Here is a 16,111-nt window from a genome sequence, read left to right on the forward strand (position 1 = left end):
CGTGGGGTGCCTAGGCGCCCTTGTCTTCGGCGCCGAGCTCCCACTCGGCGTCGACGGGGACTTGCGAGAGCAGCTGGTCGTGCACCAGGTTCACGACCTCTCTGCGGCTCGAATCGAGGTAGCCGCGGGAGCCGGGAAACACCTCGAGGTCGAACCGTCCGCTCGTACGCCGCCGCCAGGCCCGTACGCCGCGCAGCGGGGCCTTGGGGTCGCCCTCGCCGGCGAGGGCGACGATGCGGCAGCCGAGGGCCGGCGGGCCCAGGTCCATGTCCCAGTGCGCGGTCCGGCCGGAGACGAACAGGGTCAGCAGCGGCGTCCCGGTCTCCCGCTCCAGGCGCTCGGCCACGCGGTAGGCGAGGTCGGCCCCGGCCCGGTGGCCGAAGAAGGCGATCGGGCGGTCCATCCACTCGCCCAGCGCGCCGAAGATCCGGTCGACCAGCTCCGGGGAGCCGGTCAGCCGCTCGCCGTCCTCGCCGTCCTCGCCGTCCTCCACGCCGCTGTGGAGGGGGTATTGGATCGCCAGGACCTCCACGGTGGGCAGCAGGAGTTCGGACAGGGAGAGGTAGTACGCGGTGGAGTGGGCGGACTCCGGGAAGCAGATCAGCCGGAAACTGCTGGGAGTTTCCGTTTGCAATATCCGAATAAGGCCCACATCATCGGGCTTGACCTGGCTCAAGGAGTACATCCCCGCGATTGCACTGAGGGGGCCGGGCACGAGTGCACGGATGGGGCGTGTCGACCGTGTTCGATCGAGGCGCTGACTCCGTGAGGTTATGGCCCCGCTGTGGTGGTCACAACCCCTAGCAACCGCTATCCGGTGTACGTGTTATTTGCGGGGTACCACGGCATCCATAGGTGGCGCGGGGCACAACCGGGGACCCCCTTATGCCCCCTGACTTCTCCCCCTACCCCCTAACGTACGGGCGGGCTCCGACCTGGAGTCAAGCAGCCGTGTTAGACATGGCGAAAGCATGTTCTCCATAAGCCAATTAAATCGGTGCGACGACAGCGATGAACACAACACGTCCTATTGATTTCGCCGTCGTTGTCGACGGCTTGGTCAAGCAGTATCCGGGTCGGCCCGCCCCGGCGGTCGACGATCTCAGCTTCACCGTCAACCATGGCGAGGTCTTCGGGTTCCTCGGCCCCAACGGGGCGGGCAAGACCACCACGATCGGGATCCTGACCACCCGGGTCGCTCCCAGCGGCGGACGTGCGTTCGTACAGGGCGTCGATGTGGTGGCGAAGCCCGCGGTGGCACGGCAGTCCTTCGCCGTCGTCCCGCAGCGCAACAACCTCGACCGGTCCCTGACCATCCGTCAGAACCTTACCTTCCACGCCGGTTACCACGGTCTGTCCCGCGGCGAGCGCAACCGGCTCGCGGACGAGAGCCTGGAGTGGGTGGGCCTGGGCGACCATGCGAAGGCCCGGGCGGACCAGGTCTCCGGCGGCCAGGCGCAGCGCGTGATGATCGCGCGGGCCCTGATGCACCGCCCCCGGGTGCTGTTCCTCGACGAACCGGCCACCGGCCTGGACCCGCAGTCGCAGCTGTTCGTGCGCGACCGGGTCGCCGAACTCAAGCTGCGCGGCGTCACGGTGGTCATCACCACGCACGACATGGACGAGGCGGCCAAGCTGTGTGACCGGATCGGGATCGTGGACCACGGCAAGCTGCTCGCCCTGGACACCCCGGAGGCGCTGACGAGCAGGCTCAGCAACACCGCGCTGTCGGTCACGGTGCAGCCGCCGCCCAGCGGGCTCGACGGGGTACTCGGCATGGTGCGCGGCCTCGGGGTGGTCGAGCGGGTCGAGGTGATCCAGCAGGACGACAAGGACCTGGTCGAGTCCATCCTCGGCGGCGGAGCCGCGGAAGGCAGCGACGGCAGCGCCCGGTTGAAGGTCTACAGCGATGCCCCCTCCTCGGTGCTCCTTCCCACCTGCCTCAAGGTCCTGACCGACGCCGGCTGCGAGATCAAGGACCTGAGCGTGAGCCAGGCGAGCCTGGAAGACGTCTTCGTCGAGCTGACAGGGAAAGAGCTGCGATGACCACCTCCACACGACCCACGCCCGACGGAGAGGCGAACTCCGGCGGCAAGGCCGCGGGAGACACGTCCACCGGCCGCCGGGACGGCGAGCACCCGCGCGTCGACCGCCGCCCCGGCGCGGGCACGGTGATCGACGGCACGGTGGTCTCCGAGAAGAGCGGCGGTGGCAAGGGCGGCGCCGGGAAGAGCGACATCGGCGACACCCTGACCCTGACCGTCACACCGCCCAAGCCGGGCGCGCAGGGCTCCGGCAAGCGGACCGGGCCCACGGGTCCCACCAATCCCGCGGCCGCCGCGAAGGCACCGGCTCCGGCCCCCGGGCCCGCCGCGGCCCCCGCCCCCGCTCCGGCGCCCGCTCCGGCCGGGGCCGTCGCCGTACGGGAGCCCGCTGCCGGCCCGGCCACCGCCGCGTCGGCCACCCTCGCCGTGCCGGAGCAGCACTCCGGTCCCTCCACGGAGATCGTGCCCGCGAGGTCCGCGAAGGGGTCCGGCGGGCGTCACCGGCGGCGCGCCAACCGGTGGCGGACGTTCTTCTTCATCCTGTGGCGGGACGTCTTCGTCACCGGCCGGGAGATGGGCCCGTTCCTGGGCCAGGTCATCGTGGAGCCGTTCTTCATGCTGTTCGTCTTCGGCAAGGTGCTCGGCGAGATCGGCTTCACCCAGCCCGGCTTCCAGCAGGTGCTGCTGCCCGGTGTGGTGGCGCTCAACAGCTTCCTGGTGGCCCTGCAGAACACCGCCCTGCCGCTGGCCATCGACTTCTCCTGGACCAAGGAGATCGAGGACCGGCTGCTCGCCCCCATCCCGGTCTCGCTGGTCGCGGTGGAGAAGGCGGTCTTCGGCGCGATGCGCGGTCTGATCGGCTCCCTGGTCATGATCCCGATCGGTCTGGCGCTGCTGGACGACGTCTCCTGGCCGCTGTCGAAAATGCCGGAGACGCTGGGCATCCTCAGCCTCGGCGGCCTGGTCGGCGGCTGCGTCGGCCTCACCCTGGGCACCCTGGCGCCCGCGCGCCACATCTCCATCGTCTTCGCCATGACGCTCACCCCGATCATGTTCACCGGGGCCACGCAGTTCCCGTGGCGGAGCCTGGACGGCGTCCGCTGGTTCCAGATCCTGTGCACCTTCAACCCGCTGACCTACATCACCGAGGCGATGCGCGGGCTGCTGCTGACCCCCGGGCCCAAGACACCGGAGTCGATCCCGCTGTGGATCTGCTTCTCCGCCATCGCGGCGGCCATCCTGATCTACGGGTTCATCGGCATCCGCGGCTTCAACAAGCGGGCGCAGGACTGAGCGCCGACCGTACCGAGAACGAAGGCACGACAGCATGACGGCATCCGAGCGGATGGCATCCGCGCAGACGGCTCCCGAGCAGACGGCTTCCGGGCGGACGGCTTCCGGGCGGACGGCTTCCGGGCGGACGAAGAAGGCCATCGTCTTCCCGGGCATGGGACCCTCCGGCTTCTCCGAGGTGGGCAGGTTCCTCACGCTCGACCCGTTCGCCCGCAAGCGGCTGGCCGAGGCCGACGAAGCCCTCGGCTACTCGGTCTTCGACCGGCTCCGCGACTCGGAGGACGACTACTCCGAGGCGACCCAGATCGCCTTCCTGGTCAACTCGATGGCGTCGGCGGACCGGGCCGAGCAGGAGCACGGGCTCGTCCCGGACCTGTGCGTCGGGCCCAGCTTCGGGCAGAAGGCGGCCGCGGCGTACGTCGGTTCGCTCCCCTTCCCCGAGGTGGTGCGGCTCACCGCGGAGCTGGCGCGCTGTGAGCACGCGTACTTCACGGAGGAGTACCAGGACGCGGTCACCCACACCTTCGTCCGCACCCCGCAGGAGAAGCTGACCGGGATCCTCGACGAGCTGGGCGAGCGCGGCGAGTGGTACGACTACTCCGGCTATCTCGACGACGGCTTCTTCATGGTGTCGCTGCGCGAGAAGGAGCTGGAGGGCTTCAAGCAGAGCATCAGCCGGGCCGGCGGGTACTCGATGTACACCATGGTCCCGGCGGTGCACGCGCCCGCGTTCGCGGAGCTGCGGCGCCGGGCCGCGGAGGAGATCCTGCCGCGATACGAGATCCTCGACCCGAAGCTGCCCGTGGTCGCCGACCAGGACGGCTCCCTGGTGACGACGGCCGACGAGCTGCGCACGATGCTGCTGGACACCTTCGACCTGCCGATCCACTGGCCCAAGGTCGTGGACGCGCTCAAGAACGCCGGGGTGTCCACGATGTACATCACCGGGCCCGACAACCTCTTCCACCGGCTGGACCGCACCAAGTCCACCTTCGAGGTGGTGACGGTGGGCCCGGGCAAGCGGCAGCGCCCCCCGCGCAAGCGCTGACCACTTCCGTACGGAGAAACGGGCCGGGCCCCGCACCCTGGAGGGGGTGCGGGGCCCGGCCCCTTCGCGTACGCGCCCGTCAGCCGGACAGCCAGTCCCGGACGGCCCGCGCCGTCGTCCCGGCGTGCTCCTCCATCATCGTGAAGTGGTTGCCCGGCACGTCGATCGCGGTGTGCGGCAGCTCCCAGTACGACCGCCAGTCGCCGTCGCGGGACCAGTCGAAGAGCCGTTCCCCGGCCCGGACCAGCAGCGTCGGCGTCTTGACCTCGGTGGGCCGCCACTCGCCGAACAGCCGGAAGTACGCGCCCATGGCCAGCAGCCGGGTGTCGTCCACCGGCACATGGCTCGCGCTCCGCTCGTCCACCCCGGCGCTCAGCCCCGGCTGGAGGCCCACCGCCGCGTCCCGGTCGTGCGAGTAGATGTCCAGCAGGACGACCGCCTCCGGGAACACCCCGGTGGACTCCAGCCGCGTGGCCACCTCGTGCGCCAGCACACCGCCCGAGGAGTGCCCCAGCAGCACGAACGGCGCCCCGTCGGTCTGTCGCAGCACCGCCTCGGCCTGCGCCTCGATCACCGCCTCCGGGTTCGCCGGAAGCCGCTCCCCGGCGACGAAACCGGGGTTGCCCAGCGCCCAGACGTCCTGCTCGCCGCGGAATCCGGCGGCGAACCGCGCGTACTGGTGCGGGCCGCCGATCGACAGGATCGAGGAGAAGCACACCACGGCGGGCCGTGTCTCACCGCGCGACAGCCGCACCGGCGCGGGCGCCTTGCGCAGCTCAGCGGCGCTGCCGAACGAGGGCCGGAACCGGGAGACGTCCATCAGCAGCCGCGTGAACTCCTCCTGCCGGCCCAGCTGCCCGGCCTCCCGCATCATCGCGCCGAACACGTCCGACGGCTCCGCGACCGACGCGTCGTCGTGCGGTGTGCCCGTACCGCCGTCGGCGGCCATCTCGGGCGCCAGGGCCTCCAGCAGCTGCCGGGCGACCCGCGCGGGCGTCGGGTGGTCGAAGAGCAGTGTCGGGGGCAGCCGCAGCCCGCTGGCGGCGTTGATCCGGTTGCGCAGTTCGACCGCGGTGAGCGAGTCGAAGCCCAGCTCCAGGAAGCCGCGGGTGGCGCCCACGGCGTCCGCGTCCGCGAACCCGAGGACGGCGGCGGCCTGCGTACGGACCACCTCCAGCAGGACGTTCTCCCGCTCCGCCGCGCCCAGCCCGGCCAGCCGCCGCGCCAGCGACGGCCCACCGGCGTCGGCCGGTGCGCCGGAGGCGGTGCGCCGCCGGGCCGGGGTGCGGACCAGGCCGCGGAACACGGCGGGCAGCGCCCCCTCGGCGGCCTGCTCCCGCAGCGGCGCGGTGTCCAGGTGGAGCGGTACGAGCACCGCCTCACCGCCGACCGCGCACGCCGCGTCGAACAGCTCCAGGCCGTCCCGCGAGGACAGCGGCGCCATCCCGGAGCGGGCCATGCGCCGCACATCCGCGTCCGCCATGTCGCCGGTCATCGCGCTGCGCTGCTCCCACAGGCCCCAGGCCAGCGAGAGCGCGGGCAGCCCGGCGGCGCGGCGGTGCGCGGCGAGGGCGTCCAGGAAGACGTTGGCCGCCGCGTAGTTGGCCTGCCCCGGCGCGCCGAAGGTGCCGGCTGCGGAGGAGAACAGCACGAACGCCCTGAGGCCGAGGTCGCTCGTCAGCTCGTGCAGGTGGTGCGCCGCGTCCGCCTTCGGCCGGAGGACCGTGTCGATCCGGTCCGGGGTGAGCGCGGACACCAGCCCGTCGTCCAGCACACCGGCGGTGTGCACGACGGCGGTCAGCGGATGCGCCGGGTCCACCTCGGCCAGCAGCCGCGCCAGCGCCTCACGGTCGGCCACGTCGCACGCCGCGACGCTCACCGTGGCTCCCTGCCCGGTCAGTTCGGCGGCCAGCTCCGGCATGCCCTCGGCCCGCTGTCCGCGGCGGCCGGCCAGCAGCAGATGCCGTACGCCGCGCTCGGCCACCAGATGGCGGGCGAGCTGCCCGCCGAGGACACCGGTGGCGCCGGTGATCAGGACCGTGCCGTCCGGGTCGAACTCCGGCAGCGTCTCCTCCGGCTCCGGATCGGTGGCGACCCTGGCCAGGCGGGGCGCGTGGAGGGCGCCCTCGCGGACGGCGAGCTGCGGCTCGCCGCTCGCGACGGCCGCCACCAGCCCGTCGGCCGAGGCCTCGTCGTGGTCCAGGTCGAGCAGCAGGAAGCGGTCCGGGTTCTCGGTCTGGGCGGTGCGGATCAGCCCCCATACGGGCGCGTGCACCAGGCCGGACACCTCGGCGTCCGGGGACGTGGCGACCGCCCTGCGGGTGACGAACGCCAACCGCGCCCCGGCGAAGACCTCCTCCGCGAGCCACGCCTGCGCGCTCTCCAGCGCGGCGTGCGCGGCCAGCCGAGCCCCCTCCGCCAGATGGGCGCCGCCGTCCCCGGCGGGGCCGGTGAGCGGGAGGAGGACCACGTCGGGCCGGGGTCCGCCCCCGGCCACCACGGCCGCCAGCTCGGCCAGACCGGGGAAGACGGCGCAGTCGGCGCCGGTGGACTCAAGCGCGGTGACGAGCCCGAAGGCGTCCGTGCCGTCGCTCGCGGCCTGCCGGCCGACCAGGGCCCAGCGGGTGGCCGCGGGGGCCGCCGAGGGCGTCGGCACCGGCACCCACTCCAGCCGGAACAGCGAGTCGTGGTACGTCACCTGGGCCGCGCGCAGCTGCTCCGGCGCGACACGCCGCAGCACCAGGGAGTCCACCGACGCGACCGCGCCGCCGTTCTCGTCCGCGACCGTCAATGCCACCGCGTCCGGCCCGGCCGGTGCGATCCGTACGCGCAGCGCCGTGGCGCCCGCCGCGTGGAGGGCCACACCGCTCCAGGAGAACGGCAGCCGTACGCCCTCGGCCTCCGTGCCCAGGAAGTCGCCCAGCGCCACGCCGTGCAGCGCGGCGTCCAGCAGCGCCGGGTGGAGCCCGAACAGCGCCGCGTCGGCGTGCTGCTTCCCCGGCAGCCGGAGTTCGGCGAACACCTCCTCGCCGCGCCGCCAGGCGGCCGTCAGCCCCTGGAACGCCGGGCCGTAGCCGAAGCCGCCCGCCGCGAACCGCTCGTACAGGTCGTCCACGTCGAGCGCGACCGCGTCGGCGGGCGGCCAGACGGACAGCCCCTCGGCGGGCTCGCCCCGTGTTCCGGCCACGAGCACACCGCTGGCGTTGCGGCTCCAGGGCTGGGTGGCGAGATCCCCCTGGTCGGCGGCGGGCTCCGGGCGGGAGTGGACCTCCAGCGTCCGGCGCCCCTCCGCGTCGGGGGCGCCGACGGTCAGCCGCAGCTGGACCCCGCCACGCTCGGGCAGGATCAGCGGCGTCTCCAGGGTCAGCTCCTCCAGCACACCGTGGCCGACCTGGTCACCGGCCCGGATCGCCAGCTCCACGAAGGCCGTCCCCGGGAGCAGCACCGTGCCGGACACGGCGTGGTCGGCGAGCCAGGGATGGGTCTGCAGGGACAGCCGCCCGGTGAGCAGGAAGCCGTCGGAGTCGGGGAGTTCGACGGCCGCTCCGAGAAGGGGATGCCCGGCCGCGCCGAGCCCGGCGGAGGCGACGTCGCCCACCGAGAGGGGCACCTCGATCCAGTAGCGCTCGTGCTGGAAGGCGTACGTGGGCAGCTCGACGCGCTGCGCGCCGGTGCCGTCGTACACCGCGCTCCAATCGACCTGGACGCCGCGTGTCCACGCCTCACCGAGCGACGCCCAGAAGCGGTCCAACCCGCCCTCGTCGCGGCGCAGCGAGCCGATCGCCGCAGCGTCCAGACCGGCGTCCTCGGCCGTCTCCTGCACGGCCATCATCAGGACGGGGTGGGCGCTGGACTCGATGAACGCCCCGAAGCCCTCGTCGAGGAGGCGGCGTACCGCGCTCTCCAGCTCGACGGTACGGCGCAGGTTGGTGAACCAGTACGCGGCGTCCAGCTCCGGACCCTCGACCCACTCCCCCGTCACCGTCGACAGGAACGGCACCTGAGCGGCCTGCGGCCGCACCGGGGCGAGGAGCTTCAGCAGCTCATCGCGCAACAGCTCCACCTGGGCGGAGTGAGACGCGTAATCCACCGGCACCCGGCGCGCCCGGACCCCGTCCGCCTCGCACGAGCCGACCAGCTCATCGAGCGCGGCCGGCTCACCGGAGACCACCACGGCCGACGGACCGTTGACGGCCGCCACCGAAACGCGCTCCTCCCCCCACGCCGCGATCCGCTCCCGTACCTCGGACACCGGCAGCGCCACGGACACCATGCCGCCCTTACCCGCCAGCACCCGGCCAATCGCCTGACTGCGCAACGCCACCACACGCGCCGCGTCCCGCAGCGACAGAATCCCCGCCACACACGCGGCCGCGATCTCACCCTGCGAGTGGCCCACCACGGCGGCCGGTTCAACACCGAAGGAACGCCACAGCTCCGCCAGCGACACCATCACCGAGAACAGCACCGGCTGGACCACATCGACGCGCTCCAGCGACGGCGCACCCTCCGCGCCGCGCAGCACCTCCACCAACGACCAATCGGTGAACTCCGCGAGCGCCGCCGCGCACTCCTCGACCCGGGCGGCGAACACCGGGGAGGCGTCCATCAGCCCCACCGCCATGCCCGCCCACTGCGAGCCCTGCCCCGGGAACACGAAGGCCGTCTTCTCGGCCGTGCCCGTGCCCGTGCCCTGGACCAGGCGGGGTGCCGCCTCGCCCCGGGCCAGCGCGGTCAGGGTGGTGGTGAAGTCGTCGCGGTCCGTGCCGACCAGCACGGCGCGCTGGTCCAGGGGTGCGCGGGTGGTGGCCAGGGAGTAGCCGATGTCGACGGGGTGCGGCGCCGGTTCGCCGTGAAGGCGGTCCAGCAGCCGCTGGGCCTGGGCGCGCAGCGCCGCCTCGCTCTTCGCCGACACCACCCACGGCACCGCGCCCGGCCGCTGCTCCTGCCGCGCGTGCGGCTCCTGGGCGGGCGCCTGCTCGATGATGGTGTGCGCGTTGGTGCCGCTGATGCCGAACGAGGACACGGCGGCACGGCGCGGGCGGCCCGTGTCCGGCCACGTCCGCTGCTCGGTCAGCAGCGACACCGCGCCCGCCGACCAGTCCACATGGGCGGACGGCTCGTCCACGTGCAGGGTCTTCGGCAGGACGCCGTGCTCGATGGCCTTGACCATCTTGATGATCCCGGCGACACCGGCGGCGGCCTGGGTGTGACCGAAGTTGGACTTCACCGAGCCCAGCCACAGCGGCGTGTCCTCGGTGTGCTCCTGACCGTACGTGGCGAGCAGCGCCTGCGCCTCGATCGGATCGCCCAGCCGGGTGCCGGTGCCGTGCGCCTCGACGACGTCGACCTCGGTGGCGGAGAGCCGCGCCCCGGCCAGGGCCTGGCGGATGACGCGCTGCTGGGACGGGCCGTTGGGGGCGGTCAGGCCGTTGCTCGCGCCGTCCTGGTTGATGGCCGAGCCACGGACGACCGCGAGGACCGGGTGGCCGTTCTTGCGCGCGTCCGACAGCCGCTCCACCAGCAGCATGCCGACGCCCTCGCCCCAGGCCGTGCCGTCGGCGGCGTCGGCGAACGGCTTGCAGCGGCCGTCGGTCGCGAGGCCACGCTGCTTGCTGAACGCCACGAAGGTGCCGGGGGTCGCCATGACGGTCACGCCTCCGGCGAGCGCCAGCGAGCATTCGCCGTTGCGCAGCGCCTGCACCGCCATGTGCAGGGTGACCAAAGAGGAGGAGCACGCCGTGTCGACGGTGACGGCCGGGCCCTCCAGGCCGAAGGTGTACGACACCCGGCCCGAGGCGACACTGCCGGAGCTGGCGGTGCCCATATAGCCCTCGAGGCCGTCGGGCGCGCGGTGCAGCAGCGTGCCGTAGTCGTTGTACATCACGCCGGTGTAGACGCCGGTCCGGCTGCCGCGCACCGTCGCCGGGTCGATGCCCGCGCGCTCGAACGCCTCCCAGGTGGTCTCCAGCAGCAGCCGCTGCTGCGGGTCCATCGCGAGGGCTTCGCGTGGCGAGATCCCGAAGAAGACGGGGTCGAAGTGGTGGGCGTCGTGGAGGAAGCCGCCGTTGCGGGCGTAGCTGGTGCCCTGCTGGTCGGGGTCGTCGGCGTACAGCGACTCGATGTCCCAGCCACGGTCGGTGGGCATGTCGGTGATGGCGTCCGTGCCCTCGGTGACCAGCTTCCACAGGTCGTCGGGCGAGGCCACCCCGCCGGGGAAACGGCAGCTCATCGCGACGATGGCGATGGGGTCGTCGTGGTGGTGTGGGGTGACGGTGGCGGTGGGCGTCGCTGCGTCGGGCTCGCTGCCCCGGGCCTCGGTCTTGAGGTACGTGGCGAGGGCGGCGGGGGTCGGGTAGTCGAAGATCAGCGTGGCCGGGAGCCGGACGCCGGTGACCGCGGTGAGGCGGTTGCGCAGCTCGACGGCGGTGAGCGAGTCGAAGCCGACCTCGCTGAACGCCCGCTGCGGTTCCACCGCTTCGGGCCCCGCGTAGCCGAGTACGGCCGCCACCTGCGTACGGACCAGCGCGAGGACGATCGCCTCGGCCTCGGCGTCGGCCACCCCGGCCAGCTGCTGGGCGAGCGCGCCGTCCTGCGCGGCGGCGGCCGCTTGGGCCGCGCGGCGCGGGGGGACGCGGACCAGGCCGCGGAAGAGGGGCGGCAGCATCCCGACGCTCGCCTGGGTGCGGAGGGCCGCCATGTGGAGGGGCATGGGGACCAGCAGCGGTTCGTCCATGGGGTTCGCGGCGTCGAAGAGTTCGCGGCCCTGGTCGGCGGTGATGGGGGCGATGCCGCCGCGCTGGAGGCGGGCGAGTTCGGCCTCGTCCAGGTCCCCGGCCATGCCGCCGGGCTCGGCCCACAGGCCCCAGGCGAGGGAGGTGGCGGGGAGGCCGTGCGCTGTGCGGTGCTGGGCGAGGGCGTCGAGGAAGGCGTTCGCCGCCGCGTAGTTGCCCTGCCCGGCACCGCCGAAGACGCCTGCGGCTGAGCTGAACAGGATGAACGCGGCGAGGTCCTGATCCTGGGTCAGCTCGTGGAGGTTCCACGCCGCGTCCGCCTTCGGGCGGAGGGTCTTGGCCAGCCGGTCGGGCGTGAGGGAGGCGATCACGCCGTCGTCCAGCACGCCCGCGGTGTGGACGATGGCGGTGAGGGGGTGGGCGGTGGGAATTGCCGCCAGGGTTTCGGCCAGGGCGGTGCGGTCCGCCACGTCGCAGGCCGACCAGCTCACGTTGGCGCCCAACTCGGTCAGTTCGGCGGTCAGTTCCTGCGCGCCGGGGGCCCGGTCGCCACGGCGGCTGACCAGGAGGAGGCGGCGTACACCGCGCTCGGCCACCAAGTGGCGGGCGAACAGGCCACCCAGAGTGCCGGACGCGCCGGTCAGCAGGACCGTGCCCTCCGGGTCCCACTCGGGGGCTTCGTCCTGCGTCGACGCGGTGGCGCGGGCCAGTCGGGGGGCCCTCAGCTCGCCTTGCCGTACCGCGATTTCCTGCTCGCCGGATGCCAGGGCGGCCGGCAGTGCGTCGCGTGATGCCGCGTGGCTGTCCATGTCCACGAGCAGGATGCGGTCCGGGTTCTCCGACTGGGCGGAGCGGGTCAGGCCGCGGGCTGCGGCGTGAGCGAGGTCGGTGGCGGAGGTGAGGATGGCCAGGCGGGTGTTCGCGAAGCGGTCGTCGCCCAGCCACGTTTGCAGCAGGGTGAGGGCTTGGGCTGTGGCGTTGTGTGCGGCTTCGGCGGGCGAGGGCTTGTTCCCCACCCCGCCCCTTCCCGCAACCATGGGCTCCGCCCCTGGACCCCGGTCCTCAAGCGCCGGACGGGCTTGAGTTTCCGCAGCGTCCTCAAGCGACACCACCACGTACGCCGGAGCCTCCGCGCCCGCGTCCAGGGCGGCCGCCAGCGCCGCCAGGTCCGGGTGGGGGGTGTTGGGGCCCAGCGTCGTCCAGGCCGACGGGGGAACCGGCTCGGACGGGGGCGGGATCGGGGTCCAGTCCACCTGGAACAGGGCCTCGGACGCACCGCCCGCAGGCGGGGCGTCCAGCTGGTCCGGGGACACCGTACGCAGCGCCAGGCGGTCCACCGAGGCCACCGGTGCGCCCGTTACGTCGGCGAGCTGGAGCGACACCGTGCCGTTTCCGGCCGACGACAGGCGGACCCGTACCGTGTCCGCGCCCACCGAGTGGACGCGGACGCCGGTCCAGGAGAAGGGCAGTCCGCCCTGGCCCGGGGTCTCCGTCAGGTCGCTGAGGCCGATGGTGTGCAGCACCGCGTCCAGCAGGGCCGGGTGGAGGCCGAAGAGGGCGGCACCAGGTTCCGTGCCCTCGGGGAGCGCGACCTCGGCGTACACCTCGCCGTCGGACCGCCAGGCGGTCCGCAGGCCCTGGAAGGCCGGGCCGTAGGAGAATCCGGCCGCCTCCAGGCCCTCGTACAGCTCCTCGGTGTCGATGCGCTCCGCCCCGGCGGGCGGCCAGGCGCTCAGGTCGAACGGCGCGGTCGGCGCGGTCGGCGTGCTCTGCGCGAGCAGGCCCATGGCGTGGCGTACCCACGGCTCGTCGTCGGTGGCCGCGTCGGGGCGTGAGTGGAGTGCCAGGGTGCGGCGGCCGGTGTCGTCCTGGGCGCCCACGGCGATCTGGAGCCGGACCCCGCCCTGTTCGGGCAGGATCAGCGGGGCCTCCAGGGTGAGTTCGTCCACCAGGTCGCATCCGGCCTGCTCACCGGCGCGTACGGCCAGCTCGACGAACGCGGTGCCGGGCAGCAGCACCGTTCCCATGACGGCGTGATCCGCCAGCCACGGGTGGGTGTCCAGCGCGAGCCGCCCGGTGAACAGGAAACCCTCCGCGTCGGCCAGCGAGACGGCCGCGCCGAGCAGTGGGTGGTCGGCGGTGCCGAGGCCGACCGAGGAGACGTCGCCGTAGGCAGTGCCCGCGTCCAGCCAGTAGTGCTCGCGCTGGAAGGCGTACGTGGGCAGCTCGACGCGCTCCGCGCCCGTCCCCGCGTAGAACGCCTCCCAGTCGGGGGCGGTGCCCCGGGTGTGCAGGGTGGCCAGGGCGGTGGTCAGGGTCTCGGCCTCGGGGCGGCCCTTGCGGCAGACGGTGACGAACGCGGCGTCGTCGCCGGTCACGCACTCCTGCGCCATGGCGGTGAGCACACCGTCCGGGCCCAGCTCGACGTACGTCGTGACGCCCTGGGCCTCCAGGGCGCGGAGGCCGTCGAGGAAGCGGACGGCCTCGCGGACGTGGCGCACCCAGAAGTCGGCGGTGGCGATTTCCGTGGCGGGGGCGATGCCGCCGGTGAGGTGGGAGACGACCGGGATCTTCGGGGTGTCGTACGTCAGGCTCTCCGCGACCTTGCGGAACGCCTCCAGCATCGGGTCCATGAGCGGCGAGTGGAAGGCGTGGCTGACCGTGAGCCGCTTGGTCTTGCGGCCCCGCGCCTCGAAACCCGCCGCGATGGCGGCAGCCGCGTCCTCGTCGCCCGCGATGACCACGGACGTCGGGCCGTTCACGGCGGCGAGGCTCACGCGCTCGGTCAGCAGCGGCGTCACCTCGTCCTCGGACGCCTGGACGGCGATCATCGCGCCGCCGACGGGCAGTCGCTGCATCAGACGGCCGCGCGCGGCCACCAGCAGCGCGGCGTCGGGGAGCGACAACACGCCCGCGACATGGGCGGCGGCGATCTCGCCGATGGAGTGACCGGAGACGAAGTCCGGCTTCAGGCCCCACGATTCGACGAGGCGGAACAGGGCCACCTCGATGGCGAACAGCGCGGGCTGGGTGAAGCCGGTGCGGTCCAGCGCGGTGGCGTCGTCCCCGAACAGCACGTCCTTGAGGGGGCGTTCGAGCCGAGGGTCGAGCGTGGCGCACACCTCGTCCAGCGCGGCGGCGAAGGCCGGGTACGTGGCGTACAGCTCGCGGCCCATGCCGAGCCGCTGGCTGCCCTGGCCGGTGAACAGGAACGCCAGCTTGCCCCGGGTCTCCGCGCCCTGGACCAGCCCGGTGGCGGGCTCGCCCGCCGCGAGCGCGGCGAGCCGGTCGAGGAACGTCTCGCGGTCCCCGGCGACCACGGCCGCGCGGTCCTGGAGGGCGGCGCGGGTGGTGGCGAGGGCGTAGCCGACGGACAGCGGGTCCAGGTCGGGGCGCTCGGTGACGTACGTGTGCAGCCGGGCGGCCTGGGCGCGCAGCGCGTCCTCGCCCTTGCCGGACAGCAGCCAGGGGAGGAGGGGGAGGTCGCGGGGAGGGGTGGTGGCCTCGTCCTCGGCGGTGGTTTTGGCGGTGGCCTCATCGATGGCCTCGTCGGCCTCCGGGGCCGGGGGCTGCTCGATGATCAGGTGGGCGTTGGTGCCGCTGATGCCGAACGACGACACGGCGGCGCGGCGCGGGCGGCCGGTCTCCGGCCACGGGCGGCCCTCGGTGAGCAGCGAGACCGCCCCCGCCGACCAGTCGATGTGCGGCGACGGCTCGTCCACGTGCAGGGTCCTCGGCACGTAGCCGTGCTCGATGGCCTTGACCATCTTGATGATCCCGGCGACACCGGCGGCGGCCTGGGTGTGGCCGACGTTGGACTTGATGGAGCCGAGCAGCAGCGGCCGTTCGGCGGGCTTCTCCTTGCCGTACGTGGCGAGCAGCGCCTGCGCCTCGATGGGGTCGCCCAACGTGGTGCCCGTGCCGTGCGCCTCGACGACGTCGATCTGGTCGGCCGTCAGCCGGGCGCTGGCCAGCGCCTGGCGGATGACGCGCTGCTGCGACGGGCCGTTGGGGGCGGTCAGGCCGTTGCTCGCGCCGTCCTGGTTGGTGGCCGAGCCACGGACGACGGCCAGCACCCGGTGGCCGTTCTTCCGGGCGTCCGACAGCTTCTCCACCAGCAGCATGCCCGCGCCCTCGGACCAGCCGGTGCCGTCGGCTGCCGCCGCGAACGACTTGCAGCGGCCGTCGAAGGACAGCCCGCGCTGGCGGCTGAACTCGGTGAACGTGTCGGGCGTCGACATCACGGTGACGCCACCGGCCAGGGCAAGCGAGCATTCGCCGTTGCGCAGCGCCTGCATGGCCAGATGCAGGGTGACCAGGGAGGAGGAGCACGCCGTGTCGACGGTGAGCGCCGGGCCCTCCAGGCCGAAGGTGTACGCCACCCGGCCGGAGGCGATGCTGCTGGAGCCGCCGGTGCCCAGGTAGCCCTCGACACCGGGCGGTACGGCGCGCAGCCGCGAGGCGTAGTCGTGGTACATGACGCCCGCGAAGACGCCGGTCCTGCTGCCGCGTACGGAGGTGGCGTCGATGCCCGCGCGCTCGAACGCCTCCCAGGTGGTCTCCAGCAGCAGCCGCTGCTGGGGGTCCATGGCCAGGGCCTCGCGCGGGCTGATGCCGAAGAACGCCGGGTCGAAGTAGTTGGCGTCGTGGAGGAAACCACCCTCCCGGACATAGCTCGTGCCCGCGCCGTCCGGGTCGTCGTCGAAGAGCCGCCCCATGTCCCAGCCACGGTCCGTGGGGAACTCGGAAATGCCGTCCCCGCCCTCGGACACCAGCCGCCACAGGTCCTCGGGCGACTCGACGCCGCCCGGGTAGCGGCAGCTCATCCCGACGATCGCGATGGGCTCCTGGTCCTCCGACTCCACCTCCTGGAGGCGTCGGCGGGTCTCGTGCAGGTCGGCGGTGACCCGCTTGAGAAAGTAACGGAGCTTTTCCTCATTCATACGTGCGTTCCCTCTCGAGGAATCCGGAAGGTCGGGTCACTTCGCGTC

5 protein-coding genes are annotated in these 16,111 nt (G+C 73.1%); 3 read left to right on the forward strand and 2 right to left on the reverse strand.

The annotated features are described in order from the left end of the window. Positions 1–10: 10 nt before the first annotated feature. Positions 11–634 carry a thioesterase domain-containing protein gene (locus ABZ562_RS21445; protein WP_361481872.1) on the reverse strand — a complete coding sequence of 208 codons (624 nt, stop codon included), beginning with the start codon at positions 632–634 and terminating at the stop codon, positions 11–13. A gap of 377 nt (positions 635–1,011) precedes the next feature. Between ABZ562_RS21445 and ABZ562_RS21450 the strand changes: the two genes are divergently transcribed. The 3 genes from ABZ562_RS21450 (at position 1,012) to ABZ562_RS21460 (ending at position 4,386) form a co-directional block, all read left to right on the forward strand. Further along, positions 1,012–2,046: an ATP-binding cassette domain-containing protein gene (locus ABZ562_RS21450; RefSeq protein ID WP_361481875.1), complete on the forward strand. Its 1,035-nt coding sequence runs from the start codon at positions 1,012–1,014 to the stop codon at positions 2,044–2,046. Then, entirely contained in the window at positions 2,043–3,338 is a 1,296-nt protein-coding gene (locus ABZ562_RS21455; protein WP_361481878.1) for an ABC transporter permease, read from the forward strand. Before ABZ562_RS21450 ends, ABZ562_RS21455 begins: the two co-directional genes overlap by 4 nt. Positions 3,339–3,492: 154 nt before the next feature. Continuing rightward, positions 3,493–4,386 carry an ACP S-malonyltransferase gene (locus ABZ562_RS21460; protein WP_361481918.1) on the forward strand — a complete coding sequence of 298 codons (894 nt, stop codon included), beginning with the start codon at positions 3,493–3,495 and terminating at the stop codon, positions 4,384–4,386. A 79-nt stretch (positions 4,387–4,465) separates the two neighbouring features. Here the strand turns inward: ABZ562_RS21460 and ABZ562_RS21465 are convergent, their stop codons facing one another. After that, positions 4,466–16,063, reverse strand: a complete 11,598-nt coding sequence (locus ABZ562_RS21465; RefSeq protein WP_361481881.1) for a type I polyketide synthase — start codon at positions 16,061–16,063, stop codon at positions 4,466–4,468. Positions 16,064–16,111: the final 48 nt, after the last annotated feature.

Source organism: Streptomyces sp. NPDC019937 (assembly GCF_040631655.1).
GTDB lineage: Bacteria > Actinomycetota > Actinomycetes > Streptomycetales > Streptomycetaceae > Streptomyces.

Coding starts and splice junctions, on each gene's coding strand:
- ABZ562_RS21450 (WP_361481875.1), top strand. CDS start 1,012: ATGAACACAACACGTCCTATTGATTTCGCCGTCGTTGTCGACGGCTTG.
- ABZ562_RS21465 (WP_361481881.1), bottom strand. CDS start 16,063: ATGAATGAGGAAAAGCTCCGTTACTTTCTCAAGCGGGTCACCGCCGAC.
- ABZ562_RS21460 (WP_361481918.1), top strand. CDS start 3,493: ATGGGACCCTCCGGCTTCTCCGAGGTGGGCAGGTTCCTCACGCTCGAC.
- ABZ562_RS21455 (WP_361481878.1), top strand. CDS start 2,043: ATGACCACCTCCACACGACCCACGCCCGACGGAGAGGCGAACTCCGGC.